The sequence below is a fragment of the Amycolatopsis sp. NPDC051061 genome (assembly GCF_040682935.1).
Lineage (GTDB): Bacteria > Actinomycetota > Actinomycetes > Mycobacteriales > Pseudonocardiaceae > Amycolatopsis.
Genome location: NZ_JBFBBZ010000007.1, coordinates 267,454 through 286,004, shown reverse-complemented (window position 1 = coordinate 286,004; position 18,551 = coordinate 267,454). Strand labels below are relative to the sequence as shown.

20 protein-coding genes and 1 rRNA gene are annotated in these 18,551 nt (G+C 71.3%); 15 read left to right on the top strand and 6 right to left on the bottom strand.

The window, feature by feature from the left end; all coding sequences use genetic code 11:
* Nucleotides 1–87: ribosomal RNA gene (rrf, locus tag AB0N03_RS12625) — 5S ribosomal RNA — on the top strand; the annotation flags it as partial.
* A gap of 147 nt (nt 88–234) precedes the next feature.
* Here rrf and AB0N03_RS12620 read toward each other — a convergent pair.
* Nucleotides 235–684 carry an Lrp/AsnC family transcriptional regulator gene (locus AB0N03_RS12620; protein ID WP_364369629.1) on the bottom strand — a complete coding sequence of 150 codons (450 nt, stop codon included), beginning with the start codon at nt 682–684 and terminating at the stop codon, nt 235–237.
* Between the two features lie 111 nt (nt 685–795).
* On the opposite strand from AB0N03_RS12620, the gene AB0N03_RS12615 reads away from it, so the two are divergent.
* The 7 genes from AB0N03_RS12615 (at nt 796) to AB0N03_RS12585 (ending at nt 7,023) form a co-directional block, all read left to right on the top strand.
* Entirely contained in the window at nt 796–1,227 is a 432-nt protein-coding gene (locus AB0N03_RS12615) for a rhodanese-like domain-containing protein (protein WP_364369626.1), read from the top strand.
* 19 nt (nt 1,228–1,246) lie between these two features.
* Entirely contained in the window at nt 1,247–1,996 is a 750-nt protein-coding gene (locus tag AB0N03_RS12610; protein ID WP_364369623.1) for a type 1 glutamine amidotransferase, read from the top strand.
* A 94-nt stretch (nt 1,997–2,090) separates the two neighbouring features.
* Complete coding sequence (locus AB0N03_RS12605) at nt 2,091–3,224, top strand: inorganic phosphate transporter (RefSeq protein WP_364369620.1); 1,134 nt, start codon at nt 2,091–2,093, stop codon at nt 3,222–3,224.
* 31 nt (nt 3,225–3,255) lie between these two features.
* Nucleotides 3,256–6,231: a bifunctional [glutamine synthetase] adenylyltransferase/[glutamine synthetase]-adenylyl-L-tyrosine phosphorylase gene (locus AB0N03_RS12600; protein WP_364369617.1), complete on the top strand. Its 2,976-nt coding sequence runs from the start codon at nt 3,256–3,258 to the stop codon at nt 6,229–6,231.
* 14 nt (nt 6,232–6,245) lie between these two features.
* Entirely contained in the window at nt 6,246–6,680 is a 435-nt protein-coding gene (locus AB0N03_RS12595) for an acyl-CoA thioesterase (RefSeq protein ID WP_364369614.1), read from the top strand.
* A 2-nt stretch (nt 6,681–6,682) separates the two neighbouring features.
* The gene (locus AB0N03_RS12590) at nt 6,683–6,808 is read left to right on the top strand and encodes a hypothetical protein (RefSeq protein ID WP_364369611.1); all 126 of its coding nucleotides are present in this window, start codon (nt 6,683–6,685) and stop codon (nt 6,806–6,808) included.
* 20 nt (nt 6,809–6,828) lie between these two features.
* Entirely contained in the window at nt 6,829–7,023 is a 195-nt protein-coding gene (locus AB0N03_RS12585; RefSeq protein WP_364369608.1) for a GNAT family N-acetyltransferase, read from the top strand.
* 68 nt (nt 7,024–7,091) lie between these two features.
* Here AB0N03_RS12585 and glnA read toward each other — a convergent pair whose 3' ends face one another.
* Nucleotides 7,092–8,516 (bottom strand): type I glutamate--ammonia ligase, encoded by a 1,425-nt coding sequence (glnA, locus tag AB0N03_RS12580; protein WP_364369605.1) that lies wholly within the window; start codon nt 8,514–8,516, stop codon nt 7,092–7,094.
* Between the two features lie 270 nt (nt 8,517–8,786).
* On the opposite strand from glnA, the gene AB0N03_RS12575 reads away from it, so the two are divergent.
* On the top strand, nt 8,787–9,176 hold the full coding sequence (locus tag AB0N03_RS12575) for an RDD family protein (RefSeq protein ID WP_364369663.1): 390 nt from the start codon (nt 8,787–8,789) through the stop codon (nt 9,174–9,176).
* A 56-nt stretch (nt 9,177–9,232) separates the two neighbouring features.
* Here the strand turns inward: AB0N03_RS12575 and AB0N03_RS12570 are convergent, their stop codons facing one another.
* On the bottom strand, nt 9,233–9,961 hold the full coding sequence (locus AB0N03_RS12570; RefSeq protein ID WP_364369602.1) for a DUF4191 domain-containing protein: 729 nt from the start codon (nt 9,959–9,961) through the stop codon (nt 9,233–9,235).
* A gap of 65 nt (nt 9,962–10,026) precedes the next feature.
* Between AB0N03_RS12570 and AB0N03_RS12565 the strand changes: the two genes are divergently transcribed.
* From AB0N03_RS12565 to AB0N03_RS12540, 6 genes are all read left to right on the top strand, one after another.
* Nucleotides 10,027–12,108 (top strand): ATP-dependent DNA helicase UvrD2, encoded by a 2,082-nt coding sequence (locus AB0N03_RS12565; protein ID WP_364369599.1) that lies wholly within the window; start codon nt 10,027–10,029, stop codon nt 12,106–12,108.
* A gap of 316 nt (nt 12,109–12,424) precedes the next feature.
* Complete coding sequence (locus AB0N03_RS12560; protein WP_364369596.1) at nt 12,425–12,682, top strand: hypothetical protein; 258 nt, start codon at nt 12,425–12,427, stop codon at nt 12,680–12,682.
* 150 nt (nt 12,683–12,832) lie between these two features.
* Nucleotides 12,833–13,189: a WhiB family transcriptional regulator gene (locus AB0N03_RS12555; protein ID WP_364369593.1), complete on the top strand. Its 357-nt coding sequence runs from the start codon at nt 12,833–12,835 to the stop codon at nt 13,187–13,189.
* Complete coding sequence (locus AB0N03_RS12550; protein WP_364369590.1) at nt 13,186–13,443, top strand: hypothetical protein; 258 nt, start codon at nt 13,186–13,188, stop codon at nt 13,441–13,443. Before AB0N03_RS12555 ends, AB0N03_RS12550 begins: the two co-directional genes overlap by 4 nt.
* 168 nt (nt 13,444–13,611) lie before the next feature.
* The gene (locus AB0N03_RS12545; protein ID WP_364369587.1) at nt 13,612–14,484 is read left to right on the top strand and encodes a methyltransferase; all 873 of its coding nucleotides are present in this window, start codon (nt 13,612–13,614) and stop codon (nt 14,482–14,484) included.
* Complete coding sequence (locus AB0N03_RS12540; protein ID WP_364369584.1) at nt 14,481–14,666, top strand: hypothetical protein; 186 nt, start codon at nt 14,481–14,483, stop codon at nt 14,664–14,666. The genes AB0N03_RS12545 and AB0N03_RS12540 overlap by 4 nt, the downstream gene beginning before the upstream one ends.
* Before the next feature lie 162 nt (nt 14,667–14,828).
* Here AB0N03_RS12540 and AB0N03_RS12535 read toward each other — a convergent pair whose 3' ends face one another.
* The 3 genes from AB0N03_RS12535 to AB0N03_RS12525 form a co-directional block, all read right to left on the bottom strand.
* Nucleotides 14,829–15,713: a hypothetical protein gene (locus tag AB0N03_RS12535; protein ID WP_364369660.1), complete on the bottom strand. Its 885-nt coding sequence runs from the start codon at nt 15,711–15,713 to the stop codon at nt 14,829–14,831.
* A gap of 162 nt (nt 15,714–15,875) precedes the next feature.
* Entirely contained in the window at nt 15,876–17,216 is a 1,341-nt protein-coding gene (locus AB0N03_RS12530; protein WP_364369581.1) for an AarF/ABC1/UbiB kinase family protein, read from the bottom strand.
* A gap of 60 nt (nt 17,217–17,276) precedes the next feature.
* Nucleotides 17,277–18,323, bottom strand: coding sequence for a hypothetical protein (locus AB0N03_RS12525; RefSeq protein ID WP_364369579.1), 1,047 nt, complete (start codon nt 18,321–18,323; stop codon nt 17,277–17,279).
* Nucleotides 18,324–18,551 lie beyond the last annotated feature (228 nt).

The window sequence follows — 18,551 nt, the reverse complement described above, 5'->3', positions numbered from 1 at the left end:
GGTCCCATTCCGAACCCGGAAGCTAAGCCTGATAGCGCCGATGGTACTGCAACCGAAGGGTTGTGGGAGAGTAGGACACCGCCGAACTTATTTTGGGGAAGGGTCTGGGCCCGGTTGAGACGCGAGTCTCCCGGCCCGGGCCCTTTTTCATGCCCGGATTCGCCGTGTCGACCCTCCAAGCACACGTGATGCCCCTTCAGTCACGCGTGATGCCCCCCGATCACGCTCGAAGCCTCAAACCGAGTGCGGCCGAGGCGCCGGCCGGCTCCGCAGCGGGCTCGACAACACCAGCGACGTCGTCGTCTCCCCGTACCGCTGTACCTTCTCGACCAGCCCCTCCAGCTCCGCGGTGTCCCGGCACAGCACCCGCAGGATCCAGCATTCGTCCCCCGTGATGTGATCCGCGGCAACGACCTGCGGCAGGGGCAACACCGCCGTCCGGAACCGCGGCGTGTCCAGACTCCGCACCCGGGCCCGCACCATCGCTTCGATCGGCAGCCCCAGCTTCGTCGTGTCGACGCGAGCCGCGTAGCCCGTGATCACTCCGCGCTCCTCGAGACGGCGCACCCGTTCCGTCACCGCCGAACCCGACAGCGACACCCGGCGGCCCAGCTCCGAAAAGCTGAGCCGGCCGTCCTCCTGGAGGAGCTCCAGCAGGTGCCAGTCGACGTCGTCGAGGTCCACCGCGATTCTCCAAGGTGAGCAGGGTCAGAACGCGGAAATCCCCGGCCGTCCCGGGCTTCCGCCTCGATTCTGCCCTGTGTCCGAACCGCCGGGACCAGCAGGATTCAAGGCATGACCACCGCACGCACGCTCACCGTCCCCGCCCCGGCGCCCGAAGTCGCCATGAACTACTTCGGTGCCGAACTCGCCTTCGAGGTCGACCCCGACGATCTCGTCCGAGATCTCGAAGCCGGTCACACCGACGGCTACGTCGTAGTCGAGACGCGCGCCGAAGAAGCCTTCAAGGCAGCTCGCATCCCCGGCGCGATCAACCTCCCCTACAAGGACATGACGGCCGAAACCACCGCCCGCCTCGACAAGCGGCTCGTCTACATCTGCTACTGCGAAAGCATCAACTGCAACGCCGCCACCAAAGGCGCCCTCAAGCTCGCCGAGCTCGGGTTCCAGGTGAAACGGCTCTCCGGCGGCATCACCAGCTGGATCGCGGCCGGCTACCCCGTCGATGGCCCAGGACGAACAGCCGCGATCCGGTGCGCCTGCTGACGCACCTACCCTGGAAGACGTGACACGACTGCTCATCATCCAGCCGGACGCGTCGGACCCGCTCGGCCCCCTCGGCGACTGGCTCACCGACGCCGGCGCGGAGCTCGACGTCCGGTTGCCGCCGAACGACGACCTGCCCGCCGACCCCGACGTCTACCAAGGTGTCGTCTGCCTCGGCGGCGGCATGGCCGCGGAGGACGACGCGAAGCACCCGTGGCTCGCCGACGTCCGGCGCCTGCTGGCGAAAGCCGCGACGAAGCGGATCCCGACCCTGGGGATCTGCCTCGGCGCCCAGCTGCTGGCCGTCGCGACCGGCGGCCGCGTCGAGGTCGGGCGGGACGGGCCCGAGGTCGGTCCGCACCTCGTCGCCAAGAAGGACGCGGCGTGGACCGACCCGCTCTTCGCCGAGATGCCGCTCATGCAGGACGTCCTGCAGTTCCACAACGACGCGATCACCCGGCTCCCGCCCGGCGCCGAGCTGCTCGCTTCCGCGCCGCTGTACCAAAACCAGGCGTTCCGGTTCAACCGTTGTGTCTACGGTGTCCAGTTCCACATCGAGACGACGCCCGCCGTCGTCGCGAGCTGGGCGGCCGATGAGCCCGAGATGGCGGAATTCGCCCGTCCGGGCTCACTCGAGCACGACGCGTTGATCACCGTGCACGCCGATCTCGAGGAAACCTGGCGCCCGTTCGCGCAGCGGTTCGTCCGGTTGGCCGCCGGGGAGCTCGAGCCCGCCGCCGACAGTCAACGCTCGTTACCACTGGCTTAACGGCAAGGGTCACGATAAGCAACGTCCTGTTAACGGCAGGCATCACCCTTCAGGTACCTTGCGGAAGGAGTCCCACAAGGGTTCGGAGGTCGGGGTGGAACCCTCGTTGCTGGTCGTGCTCGTCGTCGTCACGGCCTTGGTTTTCGATTTCACGAACGGGTTCCACGACACCGCGAACTCGATGGCGACGTCGATCGCGACCGGGGCCCTCAAACCCCGCGTCGCCGTCGCGATCTCCGCGGTGCTGAACCTGGTCGGCGCGTTCCTGTCGGTCGAGGTCGCCAAGACGATCTCCAGCGGTCTGGTCGACGACACGAAGATCGGACCGTCGATCGTCTTCGGTGGGCTGATCGGCGCGATCGTCTGGAACCTCGTGACGTGGTTCGTCGGCCTGCCGTCGAGCTCGTCGCACGCCCTGTTCGGCGGCCTGATCGGCGCCACCTGGGTTTCGGCGGGCACCGACTCGGTCCACTTCGGAAAGATCGTCGAGAAGGTCCTGATCCCGGCGGCCGCGAGCCCGGTGATCGCCGGCGTCGTCGCGATGATCGCGACGTACCTCGTCTACCGCTTCCTCGTCCGTGGCCGGCCGGCCACGCGCGGGTTCAAGGTCGGCCAGGTCGTCTCGGCGTCGCTCGTCTCCCTCGCCCACGGCACCAACGACGCGCAGAAGACCATGGGCGTCATCACGCTCACGCTCGTCACCGCCGGCAGCCTGCCGGCGGGCGCGTCGCCACCCGTCTGGGTGATCATCAGCGCCGCTTGCGCCCTCGCGCTCGGCACGTACCTCGGCGGCTGGCGCATCACCCACACCCTCGGCAAGGGCCTGACCGACATCGAGGGTCCGCAAGGCTTCGCCGCCCAGACGAGCTCGGCGCTGGTCATCCTGATCTCGTCGCGGCTCGGCTTCCCGCTGTCGACGACGCACGTGTGCTCCGGCGGGATCGTCGGCTCCGGCGTCGGCCGCCGGGAGGCCCCGGTGCGCTGGCGGATGGCGGGCCGGATGGTCATCGCGTGGCTGTTCACGCTGCCCGCCGCCGCGATCGTCGGGGCGGTGTCCGGCAAGATCGCCTCGCTCGGCGCCGCGGGCACCATCGCCGTCGGTGTCGTCGGCATCGGTGTGGGCCTCGGGATCTGGCTGCTTTCCCGGCGCCACCCCGTCACCGCGCACAGCTTCCAGGTCCCCGAGCCGACGCCCGCCGGGACCGAACCGGGCCGGCTCGCCGCCTGAACCGGCGTCTTCCCGGATACGGTGGTCCATGATGGCTGACCGCGCGCGTTCGACCGCTTCGGCGGCGAGGTACGGATTCACCGATTCCCGTGCCGAGGGTCAGGTGCGCGCGGCCGGCTGGTGGGACGACGGCGGCCCGGTCGCGGCCGCCGCCGACGTCCTCGCGGCGTTGTCCCGGACCGCCGACCCGGATCTCGCGCTGCGCGGGATCGACCGGATCCGCGAAGCCGACGAGGGCGAGTGGACGCGGCTCGACGAGCAACTGCGGGCCCACCGGACCTTCCGCGGCCGCTTCCTCAGCGTGCTCGGGACGTCGAGCGCGCTCGCCGACTTCCTCGCCGCGAACCCGGGGCAGTGGCAGTCGCTCACCGGCGACAAGTGCACCGACTCCGCGTGCTACCGGGACAACCTGCGCACGGCGCTCGTGCGCGAAGACGGGTCGGTGGTCACCGGGCTCGAAGCCGAGCAGGCCCTCAAGATCGCCTACCGCGGCCAGCTGCTCGGCATCGCCGCCGCGGACCTGGGCCACCTCGTCGAGGACGGGCTCGAGCACCCCGGCTACGCCGAGGTCGCGGCGCAGCTGACCGAGCTGGCCGAAGCCGCGCTCGCCGCCGGGCTCGCCGTCGCCGAGGCCGAGGTCGGCGCGTCCGCCGAGGGCAGCCTCGCGATCATCGCGATGGGCAAGTGCGGTGGCCGGGAGCTCAACTACGTCAGCGACGTCGACGTCATCTTCGTCGGCGCGGACGACCTCGGCGTCGCGACGCGGCTGGCGAGCACGACGATGCGGGTCGTCGGGAAGGCGTGCTTCGAGGTCGACGCCGCGCTGCGCCCCGAAGGCAAGGCCGGCGCGCTGGTCCGCACCCTGGAAAGCCACCAGGGCTACTACCAGAAGTGGGCCAAGACCTGGGAGTTCCAGGCGCTGCTCAAGGCGCGCCCGGTGGCGGGCGACGCCGAGCTCGGCCGGCAGTACGCCGAGATGGTCGCGCCGCTGGTGTGGTCGGCGGCCGACCGCGACAACTTCGTCGGCGAGGTGCAGCAGATGCGCCGCCGCGTCGAGGGGCACGTGCCGTCCGAACACGCCGAACGCGAGCTCAAGCTGGGCCGCGGCGGGCTGCGTGACGTCGAGTTCGCGGTGCAGCTGCTGCAGCTGGTGCACGGCCGCGTCGACGCCGACCTGCGTTCGCCGTCCACGATGGACGCGCTCGCCGCGCTCGGCGAAGGCGGCTACGTCGGCCGGCAGGACGCGGCCGAGCTGGGCGCGTCGTACGAGTTCCTGCGGATGATCGAGCACCGGCTGCAGCTGCGGCGGCTGCGCCGGACGCACCTGTTCCCCGCGACGTCGGACACCGACGAGCTGCGGATCCTGGCGCGGGCCAGCGGGATCAAGGCGAGCGGCGGCAAGAGCCAGGGCGAGGCGCTGCTGGCCGAGTTCCGCAAGCACGGCAAGGGCATCCGCCGCCTGCACGAAAAGATCTTCTACCGGCCGCTGCTGCAGTCCGTCGCGAACGTGCCGACCGAGGCGCTGCGCCTGACCACCAAACAGGCCGCGAGCCGGCTGGCGGCGCTCGGCTACACCGCCCCCGACGGCGCCCTCCAGCACATCAAGGCCCTCACCTCCGGCGTCTCTCGGCGCGCCGCGATCCAGCAGGCGCTGCTGCCGGTGCTGCTCGACCTCCTGGCCGACACGCCCGATCCCGACGGCGGGCTGCTGTCGTACCGGAAGGTGTCCGAGGCTCTGCAGGACACGCCGTGGTACCTGCGGGTCTTGCGCGACGAAGGCACGGTCGTGGAGAACCTGGCGGCCTTGCTCGGCACGTCCCGGCTGGTGCCGGACCTGCTCGTGCGCGCGCCGGAGGTGCTGCGGCTGCTCGGCGACCCGGCCCGGCTGCTGGGCCGCGCGCCCGCCGAGGTGGCGACGTCGCTGCGGGCCGCCGTCCGGCGTCAGCCCGGGTTGAACGCCGCCGTCGCGGCCGCGCGTTCGCTGCGGCGGCACGAGCTGCTGCGGATCGCGTGCGCCGACCTGCTCGGCCTGCTCGACGTGCCCGCGGTGTGCGAAGCGCTCTCGAGTGTCTGGGTGGCGGTGCTGCAGGGCGCGCTGGCCGCGGCGTTCCGCCAGCGCCAGGCGGAGCTGGGTCGCACGCCGGCGCGCATCGCCGTGATCGGGATGGGCCGGCTCGGCGGCGCCGAACTCGGCTACGGCTCCGACGCCGACGTCCTCTTCGTGTGCGAGCCGTCCGAAGGGGTCTCGGACGCCGACGCGGTGAAGTTCGCTTCGTCGGTCGCGGAGACCGTCCGGAAGATGCTGGGCGCGCCGAGCTCGGACCCGGCCCTGGAGGTCGACGCCGACCTGCGGCCGGAGGGGCGGAGCGGGCCGCTGGTGCGCACGCTGGAGTCGTACCGCACGTACTACGCGCGCTGGGGCGAGGTGTGGGAGGCGCAGGCGCTGCTGCGCGCCCGGTTCGTCGCGGGCGACGACGACCTCGGCGAGCGCTTCATCGCGATGATCGACCCGATCCGCTACCCCGAGAGAGGCCTGGACGGGACGAAGGCGCGCGAGATCCGCCGCATCAAGGCGCGGGTGGAGACCGAGCGGATGCCCCGTGGAGCCGACCCGACGCGCCACACGAAACTCGGCCGCGGCGGCCTCGCCGACGTCGAGTGGACGGTCCAGCTGCTGCAGCTCCAGCACGCTGGTTCGGTGCCGGCGCTGCGGACGACGTCGACGCTCGACGCGCTGGCGTACCTGCCGGAAGCGGGGCTGGCTTCGGCGTCCGAGGCGGCTTCGCTGCGGGAGGCGTGGCTGCTGGCGACGCGGGTGCGCAACGCGGGGATGCTGGTGCGCGGCAAGGCGGTCGACGAGGTCCCGGGCTCGGGGCGTGACCTGGCGGCGGTGGCCCGGGTGCTGGGTCAGACGGCCGCGGACGACCCGGGCGAGTTCCTGGACACGTACCGCCGCATCACCCGGCGGGCGCACACCATAGTCGAGCACCTGTTCTACGAGGCCTGACCTACAGTGGGCTGGTGACTGAGCGCGAGCCGTACCGGACCCGGATCAAGGTCCGGCACTACGAGTTGGACACCCTGGGCCACCTCAACCACGCCGTCTACCACTCCTACGGCGAGGTCTCGAGACTGGAGCTGCTCGAAGCGGCCGGCGGGTTCGAGAACTTCGTCAAGGAGAAGCTCGCGTCGGTGCTGCTGGAGACGCACGTGGTGTTCCGCCGCGAACTGCGCGCGGGCGACGAGGTCGACGTGACGTGCGACGTCAAGTTCGGCAGCGGCAAGACGTTCAAGATGGACTCGAACATCTACAAGCTCGACGGGACCCTGGCCGCGGAGATCACCTGCACTCTGGGGTTGATGGACCTGGAAGTCCGGAAGCTGGTGGCGGACCCGCGAAGCCGCTTCGAAGCCGCGGGCGCGGACCTGAAGCTGCTCTCTACTTCGGAAGGCTGAGGGTGGAGATCCGCCCGGCCGGTCCCGGCGACTGGCCGGGAATCTGGCCGATCATCGACGACGTCGTCAGGGAGCAGCGGACGTTCCCGTACGACCCGGCGATGGCCGAGCCCGGGGCAGGGGAGTAGGCCGTGCGCTGGCGGCGGACATGATCACGTGGGCGCGCGAGGCGGGCTTCGCGGCGATCCAGTTCAACGCGGTGGTGGACACCAACAAGAGCGCGATCCGCCTCTACGAAAGCCTCGGCTTCACGACTCTCGGAGTGGCCCCGGGAGCGTTCCGTCACCCCGTCCACGGCGACGTCGGCCTCCGCATCATGTGGCTGGACCTGCGCCCGGCCTGAACGAGAAACGCCGGCGGCGAGGGCTCTTCGCACCTCGCCGCCGGCGTGTCCGGGGCCGTCCTACCGCATCACACGTCGTAGTACAGAGCGAACTCGTACGGGTGCGGGCGCAGGCGCAGCGGGTCGATCTCGTTCTCGCGCTTGAAGGAGATCCACGTCTCGATCACGTCCGGCGTGAACACGCCGCCCTCGAGGAGGTAGTCGTGGTCGGCCTCGAGAGTGTCCAGCACCGTGCCGAGGTCGCCCGGGACCAGCTTGACGTTCTTGGCCTCCTCGGGCGGGAGCTCGTAGAGGTCCTTGTCGATCGGGTCCGCCGGCTCGATCTTGTTCTTGATGCCGTCGAGCCCGGCCATCATCATCGCCGAGAACGCCAGGTACGGGTTGCCCGAGGAGTCCGGGCAGCGGAACTCGGCGCGCTTCGCCTTCGGGTTGTTGCCCGTGATCGGGATGCGGACGCAGGCCGAGCGGTTGCGCTGCGAGTAGACCAGCGAAACCGGCGCTTCGAAGCCCGGCACCAGGCGGTGGTAGGAGTTCACCGTCGGGTTCGTGAAGGCCAGCAGGCTCGGGGCGTGCTTGAGCAGGCCGCCGATGTAGTGGCGCGCGGTGTCCGACAGGCCGGCGTAGCCCGACTCGTCGTGGAACAGCGGCTGGCCGTCCTTCCACAGCGACTGGTGGCAGTGCATGCCCGAGCCGTTGTCGCCGGCGAGCGGCTTCGGCATGAACGTCGCCGTCTTGCCCGCGGCGAACACCGTGTTCTTCACGATGTACTTGAACAGCTGCAGGTCGTCCGCGGCGTGCAGCAGCGTGTTGAACTTGTAGTTGATCTCGGTCTGGCCGGCGGTGCCCACCTCGTGGTGCGCGCGCTCGATCTCGAAACCGGTGTTCGTCAGGTTGCGGACGATGTCGTCGCGCAGGTCGGCGAAGTGGTCGACCGGCGGGACGGGGAAGTAGCCGCCCTTGAACTTCGTCTTGTAGCCCTGGTTGCCGCCGACCTCGTCGGTGCCGGTGTTCCACCAGCCCTCGACCGAGTCGATCTCGTGGAACGAGGCGTGCTCGGCGGAGTCGAAGCGGACCGAGTCGAAGATGTAGAACTCGGCTTCGGGGCCGAAGTAGACGTTGTCGGCGACGCCGTACTCGGAGATGTACTGCTCGGCCTTGCGCGCGATGTTGCGCGGGTCGCGGCTGTACGCCTCACGGGTGAACGGGTCGTGCACGAAGAAGTTGAGCGCGAGCGTCTTCGCCTTGCGGAACGGGTCGATCCGCGCGGTCGCCGCGTCCGGCAGGAGCAACATGTCGGACTCGTGAATGGACTGGAAGCCGCGCACCGAGGAGCCGTCGAACGCGAGACCCTCTTCGTAGGCCTCATCTGTGAAGGCCTTCGCGGGGACCGTGAAATGCTGCATCACGCCGGGCAGGTCGCAGAACTGGACGTCGATGACCTCGACGTCCTCATCGGCGATGAGGCGCTGGATGTCGTCTGGAGTAGTGGGCACCCTCGGTGACTCCTTCTCGTTCGAGCTCGTACGGCAGTGCTCTCTTCGGCTCACGCTAAGAGGGCGGTGTTGCCCGACCGTCACCCGTATGTTTCGCGGGTGTTAACGGGTGGGTGGATACCGGCTATCCGACCAGGGCGGATGTGGTCCGCGCCACCGGCATACCCTGGATGGGTGGCGAGATGGACCGGTGAATGGCTGCCCGGCACCGGCGAGGGCCGGCAGGACGCTGATCAGCACGAGTCGCGCTGGCCGGGCGAGAAGTTCGGTTTGCCCGAATCGGGCGTGGGCTCGGCGGCGAGCGGGGGCGCGCGGCTGCTCGGGCTGATCGTCGACCTCGTGGTCGCGGCCCTGGTCACGGCCATCTTCGTGCACCCCAGCCTGCAGGACCCGGCCGTGATGCAGAACTTCAACCTCTGGTCCGGCGGCGTGTGGGCGGTCATCTCCGTCGTGTCCGCCGGCTTCTTCGGGTTCACGCCCGGGATGGGTGCCGTCGGCGTCCGCGTCGCCCGGCTCGACGGCGCCGCGCTGGTCGGGCCGCCGCGTGCGCTGGTCCGGGCGGTGCTGACGTTCGTGATCATCCCGGCGGCCGTCCGCAACGCCGACGGCCGCAGCTGGCTCGACCGGCTGACCGGCACCGTGGTCATCCGGATGCGCTGACCGCTGCATGAGAAAGGCCCCGTCCGGGTGGACGGGGCCTTCGTCGTTCGCGCGGGTCAGCGACGGCGGATCGTGCGCTGGACGTTGCGCATCTTCGCGCCGGCCGGCATCGGGCCCTTCGGCATCGCCGCGCCGCGGTTGCCGAGTGCGGCGAGCTTCGCCTCCAGCGCGTCGACCTGGGCCGGCTTGAGGTTGCGCGGCAGCTTCATGAGGAAGCCCTGGAGCTTCTTCAGCGGGATCTGGCCCTCTTCGTGGCCGATCGTCACGTCGTAGATCGGCGTGTCACCGACCAAGCGGGAGACGCGCTTCTTCTCCTGCGAGAGCAGCGTCTTGACGCGGTGCGACGCGCCCTCGGCGACGAGCACCACGCCCGGGCCGCCCAGCACGCGGTGCACGGCGTCGAGCTGCGTCGTCGCCGCGACGGTCGGCGTCACCTTCCACTTGCCGCGGAGGTTCTCCAGCGCCCACGCCGCGGCGCCGGGCTGGCCGTCGGCCTTCGAGTAGACGGTCTTCTGGACGCGCCGGCCGAAGATGATCATGGCGAGCAGGGCGCCGAGCACCAGGCCCAGCGGCAGCAGCACCCACTGCGAGTCGAAGAAGAACCCGATCCCGAACAACACGCCGGCGACGACGACGATCGACCCGGCCATCCACGGGATGAGCCACGGGTCTTCCTTGCGCTGCATCTTGAAGGCCTCGAAGAGCTGGCCACGGCGGGCCTTGCTCGCCGCGCGCTTCTCCTTCTTGGCCAGCTTGGCCGCTTCCTTGTCCTGCTGTCCCGCCATCAGACCAGGATACGGCCGCGTGCCCCTGCCCCGATTCCCCGTCCCCCTCTGCGAGGATGCCGGACGTGACCGGCGTACTTTCCCCCAAGAGCCTGAACCGTCTGCTCGATGGTCTCGACCCCGAGCAGCGCGCCGCCGCCAGTGCCCCGCGGGGGCCGGTCTGCGTGCTCGCCGGGGCCGGCACGGGCAAGACCCGCACGATCACCCACCGGATTGCCCACCTCATCCGGTCGGGACACGTTTCCGCTGGTCAGGTGCTCGCCGTCACGTTCACGACGCGGGCCGCGGGGGAGATGCGGACGCGGCTGCGGGGCCTCGGCGTCGAAGCCGCGCAGGCACTGACGTTCCACGCCGCCGCCCGCCGCCAGCTGCGCTACTTCTGGCCGCGCGTGGTCGGCGACCGGCCGTGGGACCTGCTCGAGAACAAGTTCCGCTACGTCGGCCAGGCCGCGACCCGGGCCAAGCTCGGCACCGAGACCGAGGTCCTGCGCGACCTGTCGAGCGAGATCGAGTGGGCGAAGGCGTCGCTGATCAGCCCGGACGACTACCCGGCCGTCACCGCGCGCGCTCAGCGCGACATCCCGGCGCCGGCAGCTCAGATCGCCCAGGTCTACCGCACGTACGAAGAACTGAAGAACGCCGCCCAGGTGCTCGACTTCGACGACCTCCTGCTGCACACGACGGCGGTGCTCGAGGAGCACGGCGTCGTCGCCGAGGAGTTCCGCGACCGCTACCGCTGCTTCGTCGTCGACGAGTACCAGGACGTCACGCCGCTGCAGCAGCGCCTGCTCGATGCCTGGCTCGGCGGCCGCGACGACCTGACCGTCGTCGGCGACGCCAACCAGACCATCTACTCCTTCGGCGGCGCGTCGCCGAAGTCGCTGCTGGATTTCACGCGCCGCTACCCGGACGCGACCGTCGTCCGGCTCGAGCGCGACTACCGATCGACGCCCGAGGTCGTCTCGCTGGCGAACCGCGTCATCGGCGCCGCGCGCGGACGGCCCGCGGGTTCGCGGCTGAAGCTGATCGGCCAGCGGCCGCCGGGCCCGGAGCCGCGCTTCGCCGAGTTCGACGACGAGGCGGTCGAGGCCGAGGCCGTCGCCCGGCGGGTACGCGAGCTGCTGGACGGCGGCGTCGCGGCGAGCGAGATCGCGGTGCTGTACCGGGTGAACGCGCAGTCCGAGGCGTACGAGTCGGCGCTGACCGAGGCCCGCATCCCTTATCTGGTCCGCGGCGGCGAGCGGTTCTTCAACCGGACCGAGGTCCGGCAGGCGATGTCGGCGCTGCGGGCGGCGAGCGGCGACGGCAGCTCCGACCTGGTCACGACGGTGCGGTCGGTGCTCGCCCGCGTCGGGCTCACCGAGTCGCCACCGGCGGGCGGCGCGGCCAAGGAACGCTGGGACGCGCTCCTGGCGATCGTCGAGCTGGCCGAAGAGCTGGCCTCCGCGGTCGGGGACGCGGACCTGCCGCGCTTCAACACCGAGCTGGACCAGCGCGCCGCGGCCCAGCACCCGCCGACGGTCGAGGGCGTGACGCTGGCCTCGCTGCACGCGGCGAAGGGCCTGGAGTGGGACGCGGTGTTCCTCGTCGGCCTGGCCGAGGGCACGATGCCGATCCTGCACGCGGGCGACGACGAAGCGGCGATCGAAGAGGAGCGGCGGCTGTTCTACGTCGGCGTGACGCGCGCTCGCGAGCACCTCTGGCTGTCGTGGGCGCTGGCCCGCACGCCGGGCGCGCGGCGCAACCGCCGGCGCAGCCGGTTCCTGTACGGCCTGATTCCGGAGGACCACCCGGCCGCCCGGGTGGCCCGCTCTCAGCAGAAGCCGGCGACGCCGATCAAGACGCGCTGCCGCGTCTGCGGCGGGCCGCTGCTGGAGACCATCGAGGTCAAGCTGGGCCGCTGCGGGAAGTGCCCGTCAACGGTGGACGAGGGCCTGCTGGAGCGCTTGAAGTCGTGGCGCGGCGACCGGGCCCGGGAGCTGAAGGTGCCGACGTTCGTCGTGTTCACCGACGCGACGCTGATGGCCATCGCCGAGCAGCGCCCGGTGGACGAAGCGGCGCTGGTGTCGATCTCGGGGATCGGCGCGACGAAGCTGGAGCGGTTCGGCGCGGAGATCCTCGGCGTGGTCCGGGCGTCGGCGGGCTAGCGGCGGCCGGTGCGGGGCACTGGCGTCGATGCGGTCTCGGCCGCGTCCGAGGCGGCGCGGGTCGCATCCGCGTCGCTTGTGCGGCGGTGTCGTGGCGATGTGGTGTTGACCGCGTCCGGGCCATGATCGACGCGGCGAACCCGCTGCTCAGGGCCGATCTTCGTATCTTCGAGGATTTTCCCGTTAATTGAGTTGCCTCGGTGTGGTGGGGGGCAATAACCTGCCAGTACCGAGCCCGAAGGGCTCGACTGGGGATCCACGTAGCAGCGCCGCTCGGCGGCCGTGTGTGCAGAGTACAGAAGGAGGTGCCGGTGAAATGACCATCACTATGACGCTCACGAACCCGGGCACCCGTCTGTCCTGCGCCGCGGAAGTTGCGGCTGCGCAGCGCCCGGGCACCGGTGTGCCCGTGAGCGCGCATGGGATCCGTGGCATGCGTCGCGTCGAGCGGCGCTTGGCCACTGGTGTCGTCGTCTTCGGGACGCAGGGCGTTCTCGCCGCGTACCCGCAGGCCGATCTGCCGACCATCAAGCAGTTCCGTGTTCCGTTGTCACTACGGGAGCGAAGTTCCTGACCTAGTCAGGACTAGAGGCTCACGAAGGCCGCGGAACCGGAGAACCCGGATCCGCGGCCTTTGTGTTTTTGGCTGCACAACCCAAGAGGAACAGCGTTGCCCAGCTCCATCTCTCAACCGAAAACCCGTACGACACAAGGAGGAACTGCCATGTCTTCGGCCATCGCCTACACCTCGGGTGAGGCAATATTCGCCGACCTGCTCGACCCCATCGCGGTACCGGACGCGGCTCTGCCCTGCCGTTCGGGCGACGCGGACCTGTGGTTCGCCGAGTCCCCGGCCGAGCTCGAGCGTGCGAAGGCGCAGTGCGCCGACTGCCCGGTGCGCGACGCCTGCCTGGCGGGCGCGCTGGCTCGTCGCGAGCCGTGGGGCGTCTGGGGCGGCGAGATCTTCGAGCGCGGTGTCGTGATCGCGCGCAAGCGGCCCCGTGGCCGCCCGCGCAAGAACGCTGCCGTCGAGCCCGTCGCGGCCAAGGCCGGCGGCGATCACCGGAGCGCCGCCGCATGAGCGTCGAACCGGTCACCACGAAGGACCACGAAGCGCGGATGTGCCGTCCGCAACTGCAGTTGACGAAGACCGAGATCGAGGAGATCAGCGAGATGTTGCTTTACGAAGAACTGTCCAGGGCCCGAATACGGGATCTGGAGGAAGGGGTCCGCGCCCAGCGGGCCCGAGGTAGCGCGCGTGCCGTACGCCGCTGGACGCGGGTAGCCCGATGGGCGTCTCGGCGAGCGGAGCGGTACGAGCTGGACCAGGACTGAGCGCAGGGCCCCTGCCGCCTCCGGGCGGCGGGGGCCGTCGTGCTGCCCGGCCGCGGTGGCGTCGGACGTTCGCCGCCGGGCCGGGAAGCCGGCGCGGACCTGCGGGTATGGGTCCGGCGGCCTCCTTCGGGTGCTGTCCGGTCGCGTTCGCTGGTGTTGAATGGGGCGATGTCCGCACACACCCACGACGACATCGACTGGGCGGACCGCCTCGCTCAGCTGCGCATGGCCGACTCGCTCGATGCGGGCGCGCTCGCGCCCGTCGCGCGGCGGTTGCTCGGCCGCGTGCCCGGGCGGCCGACGCTTCTCGACGTCGGGTGCGGGGCCGGCGGGATGAGCGTGCTCTTCGCGCGAGAGCTCGCCCGCGGCGATGGGGGCACCGTCGTGCTCCTCGATGCCACGCCCGCGCTGCTGGCCGAGGCGCGGCGGGCCGTGACCGAGGCCGCCGGTGGGAACGTCGAGGTCGTCGGCGTGCATGGAGACCTCGCCGATCCGCGGTTGGCCGAGCGGGTGCCCGCCGCCGACCTCGTGTGGGCCTCGGGCGTCGTGCACCACGTCGGCGACCAGCAGGCCGCCTTGCGCGCTCTCGCCGGGCTGCTGCGTCCCGGTGGGGTACTCGCCATTGGCGAGGGTGGGCTCGAAATGCGGTGCCTCCCTTGGGATGTCGGGGTGGGACGGCCGGGGTTGGAGCAACGGCTGCTCGCCGCGCGGGCCGAATGGTTCGCCGAAATGCGGGCCGGGCTTCCGGGCAGCGTCGCCATGCCCTACGGCTGGCCGCGCGCTCTGCGCGAGGCCGGGCTCGAGGACGTCGAGTCGTTCGGCGCGCTCATCGACCATCCCATGCCGGGTTCGGACCTGCTGCGCGAGTACGTGGTGCATCGCGTGGGGTGGCTCGCCGAGTCGGCCGGGGACCGGCTCGACGCCGATGATCGCGCCACCGTCGCCGCGCTGACCGAGCCGGACGGCCCGGACTTCCTCGGCCGCCGCGACGACCTGTTCCTGTTCGGCGCCAAGGCGATCCACAGTGGACGGCGCCCGTGAGCGCGCCGGAGCCGGTCGCGTGCACGCGGTGCGGCCACACCCGCGGCGCGGACGAGGACCCGGCTACGGCGCTCGCGTGGGTGTCCAGCCGCGAGCGGGGCGGGCTGCGATGGCTGTGCCCGGACTGCGCGCGACAGCACGTGCGGGACATCGAAGGCAAGCTGCCCGACGAGTACTGGTGATCGATCGGCCCTCCTGAGGAATGCGGTTGCCTGGGTGGTGTGCCTGGCGCGCGGGCCTGGCGGACAAACAGTTTCGTCCTCCGGACGGGCTGTGACGGGTGCGCGAAAATCGAGCCCTCCGGATGGGCTGAACGCGTGACTCCGCGTCGCCGGCGGTAGGGGTCATGCCGCGTCGCCGATCGGGGTCATCGGGACTGCTCGGACCTTGGGACGTGGAGTGCGGGATGCCTCGCCGAAGGCCTGGGCCAGCTCTCGCGCCACCTCGCGGGGGACCTGGCGCAGCTGGCGGACCGTGCAGCGGACCAGGACGATCCCCGTCGCGGCCAGGGCCAGGTGCGAGAAGCCGCCCGTGCCGGGGCCGCAGCGGTACTGCCAGGCCAGGCCGATCTCGTCCCACCACGCGTCCGCCTCGCCGATGCGGCGGCCCCGGCGGTCGCAGATCGTCACGTCCCAGACCGGCGGTGGGAGACGCGCCGTGTCCAGGGCCTGCACGGCCAGGCCGTGGGCCTGGATCGGCCCCTCGTCCAGCTCGCGGAGGACCTTCCGGACCGCCGCCGTGCCGCGCTGGGGCCCCTCGGCCAGCTCCGTCAGCAGCTCCTGCCGGTCGCACAGGCCCCAGTAGAGCGGGAGCGTCAGCAGGTGGCGGATCCGTGCCGGGTCGGGCTCGGACCTCGCCAGGTCGAGCGCCGCCCGGGGCGGCGGCGCGAACGGCAGGCCGTCCACCTCCACCGGCGCCGGCAGCCGGGCCGTGCGTGCCGCGCTGACGCCGTCGCACGCCGCCACCCGGCAGTGGTTGGGCACCAGCAGCCGGATTTCGTCGTCTGCCGGGCACTTCACGCCGTGGGCCCGCAGTGCGTCGGCGCCCGTGATCACGACCCGCGGGCCGTAGCGCACCAGAGCGGCGTGCAGCAGCTGCCGCCGCGTCGGGGCGCAGTTGCGCAGCAGGACGACACCGGGGTGCAGGCGGCGCCACGGCCCGCCGGGGCCGCAGAGCCGCCGGGTTCTTCGGTCGGACACCCCGGCCCTGCGCAACTGTTCGAGGTTCATCACCTCGCACGAGCCGGGGTTACCGAGGGCCAGAGCGTCGGTGCGTTGAGTAGCGGTCATGAACCGAGCATGGCGGCTCGGCCAACCGGGTGGAACCCCGTTCCCCGCAGCTGTGGACAACTCGCCGGAATCCGTCCGTTGGTGGCCCGGCCTGTGGACAACTCAGGCGGCGAACCCGGGCTGCCAGCGCTCCACGATGCCGCGTGCCGGGATCTCCGCGTCGAGCTGGCAGAGGATGCCCGTCGACCCGGCCGTCACCCGGTGGATCATCAAGTATTCGGGCGGCAGGTTGAGCGACCGCCCGACCCGGAAGTCGTTGCCGCGGCTGTCGCCGACGCGCCACGCCTGCTTCTGCATCCACTTGCGCGTGAAGTGGAACATCGGCTCCGCCAGTGGCTCGGTGAACGGCGCCAGGTACGCGAGCACTTCGTCCGCGGCCAGGTCGCTGTCCGGCCGGATGAACCGGTTCTCCCGCAGCAGGCGCATCAGCCCGGCGGACTCGCCGTCGAGGGCCAGCCGCGTCATCTCGCCCAGGTGGCGGGGGATGCCGTCGGGCAGCCGGGCCACGCCGCCGAAGTCGATGACGCACAGCCGGTCGTCGGCGGTGATCATGAAGTTGCCCGGGTGCGGGTCCGAGTGCAGCAGGTGGACGCGTTCGGGGGACGAGTAGTGGAACTCCGCCAGCAGCCGGCCCGCCAGGTTCCGCGTTTCGCGGTCGCCGTCCGCGATGACCTTCGACAACGGCGTGCCGGTCACCCACTCCGTCACCACGACCTTCGGCGCACTGGCGACCACGCGCGGCACCAGGATGCCGGGATCGCCCTCGAACGCCTTCGCGAAGGTGCGCTGGTGCTGGGCCTCGGCCTGGTAGTCGAGCTCCTCGTTCATGCGCTCGGCGAGCTCGGCCAGCAGCGGCTTGACCTCCGTGCCGGGCACGAACGCCTGGAACAGCCTGCTGAACCGCTGCAGCTGCCGCAGGTCGCTGCGCAACGCCTCGTCGGCGCCCGGGTACTGCACCTTGACCGCGACCTCGCGGCCGTCGTGCCAGACCGCACGGTGCACCTGGCCGATGCTCGCGGCCGCCGCCGGCTCGTCGTCGAACGAGGCGAACCGGCTGGCCCAGGTGCGGCCCAGCTGCTCGGCGAGCACGCGGTGGGTCTGCCGGACCGCCATCGGCGGCGCCGCGGCCTGCAGCTTCGTCAGCGCCTCGCGGTACGGCTTCGCCATGTCGTCCGGCACCGCCGCCTCGAACACGCTCAGCGCCTGGCCGAACTTCATCGCCCCGCCCTTGAGCGTGCCGAGCACCTCGAACAGCTGCTCGGCGGCCTTCGCGGAGAGCGTCGCGTTGACCTGCTCCGCGCTCTGGCCGGCCAGCCGCTTGCCCCACCCGCCGACCGCCCGGCCGGCGATCCCGAGCGGCAGACTGGCGAGCTTGGCGGTACGGGCAGCACCCTTGCGCGGCATCGCGGGGTCACGATCGCCTGGGTCGCGGAAGTCGGTCACCTCCGCGATTCTGCCTTGCGACCTCGGCGTCGCGCAGCCTGCTCACGACGACTTAGTGGCCTACGTCTCCTGTTGCGGCGCCGGAGCGCCACAGCCGCACCGCGGGTGCGGGGGCCAGCCGCGGTGGCGGATGCGGCCGTCGAAGGCGTCGATCTCGAGGGTCGCGTTCCAGGCCGGCGGCGGTGGCTGGGCGGGGGAGAGCAGCCGCATGGCCTGCGCGACGGCCAGCGACGCGCAGGCGTGGACCGCTCCGAGGTCGGGCCGCTGGTGCCGGCCGGTCAGCTGCCCGGCGACGCGCGGCCAGCACGGGTCGAGGTCGGTGCGGTGCAGGTCGGCGCAGCGCAGGCAGGAACTGCGGCCCGGGAGGACCAGCGGCCCGACGATGCCCGTCCCGTCGCGCACGCGGACGGCCATGTGCGGGACGCCGTCCTCCATCAATTCGGCGACGACTTCCGGCGCCGGGACGACGGCGTCGGTGAGCAGCGCCAGCTCCGGATAACGGTCGTGCAGGCGGGTGACGCGGACCTCGGGATCGACGCGGCGGAGCAGGTCGCCGAGGGCGTGGCGCCGGGACCGGCCCAGGTCGGCTTCGGTGAAGCCGGTGCCCAGGTCGTGCTCGGTCACCGTGCCGGGCAGCTCCAGCTCGACGTGCCCGATCCCGGCGTTGGCCAGCAGCACCGCGACGGCGACCGCCACCCGGCCGTCGCCGTGGACCGTGACCGCGGTGGCGCGGCGCCGGTCGCTCAGGGCGGTCTGGTGGTGGCGGGCCCGCAGGGACCAGAGGCCGGTTTCGGCGCGGAGACCCGGGCCGTCCGGGCGCCCGGCGTCGGTGATCAGGCCGAGCGCGGTCAGCTGCCGGAGGAGCGTCCGCAGCTGATCGCGGTGTTCGCTCTCGGCGAGCAGAAGCCGCTCGACGGGCTTGCTGCCGTCGAGTTTCCGCAGCCGGGTGACGAGTCCGGGTGGCAGGCCTTCGACGATCACGCCGTGGCGCGGGTCGAGGCCGATCTGGATCTCGCGCGGGGCGCGTTCGAGCACCGTGATGCCCGGGAGCAGGGCGGGATGGGCCGGCAGGAGGACCGGTGGCATGTCCGCGGTGGAGAGGATCATGTCCGCAGGATGGCACCCGGCGGCGTCGATCGAGCCCGGGAAGGCGCCGGATCGGCCGAGTTGTCCACAAGGAGAAGGGGCTGTGGACAACTCGGCTCTGTGACCTCAATGCGCTCGGAGTTGTCGGTGCCGGGCCTTACCGTTGTCGGGTGGTCGAAGCACAGATGCCTTCACTGAGAGGCCGGGGGGAAACGAACCCCCCGTCGGACACACCCGGACACAGGGTCG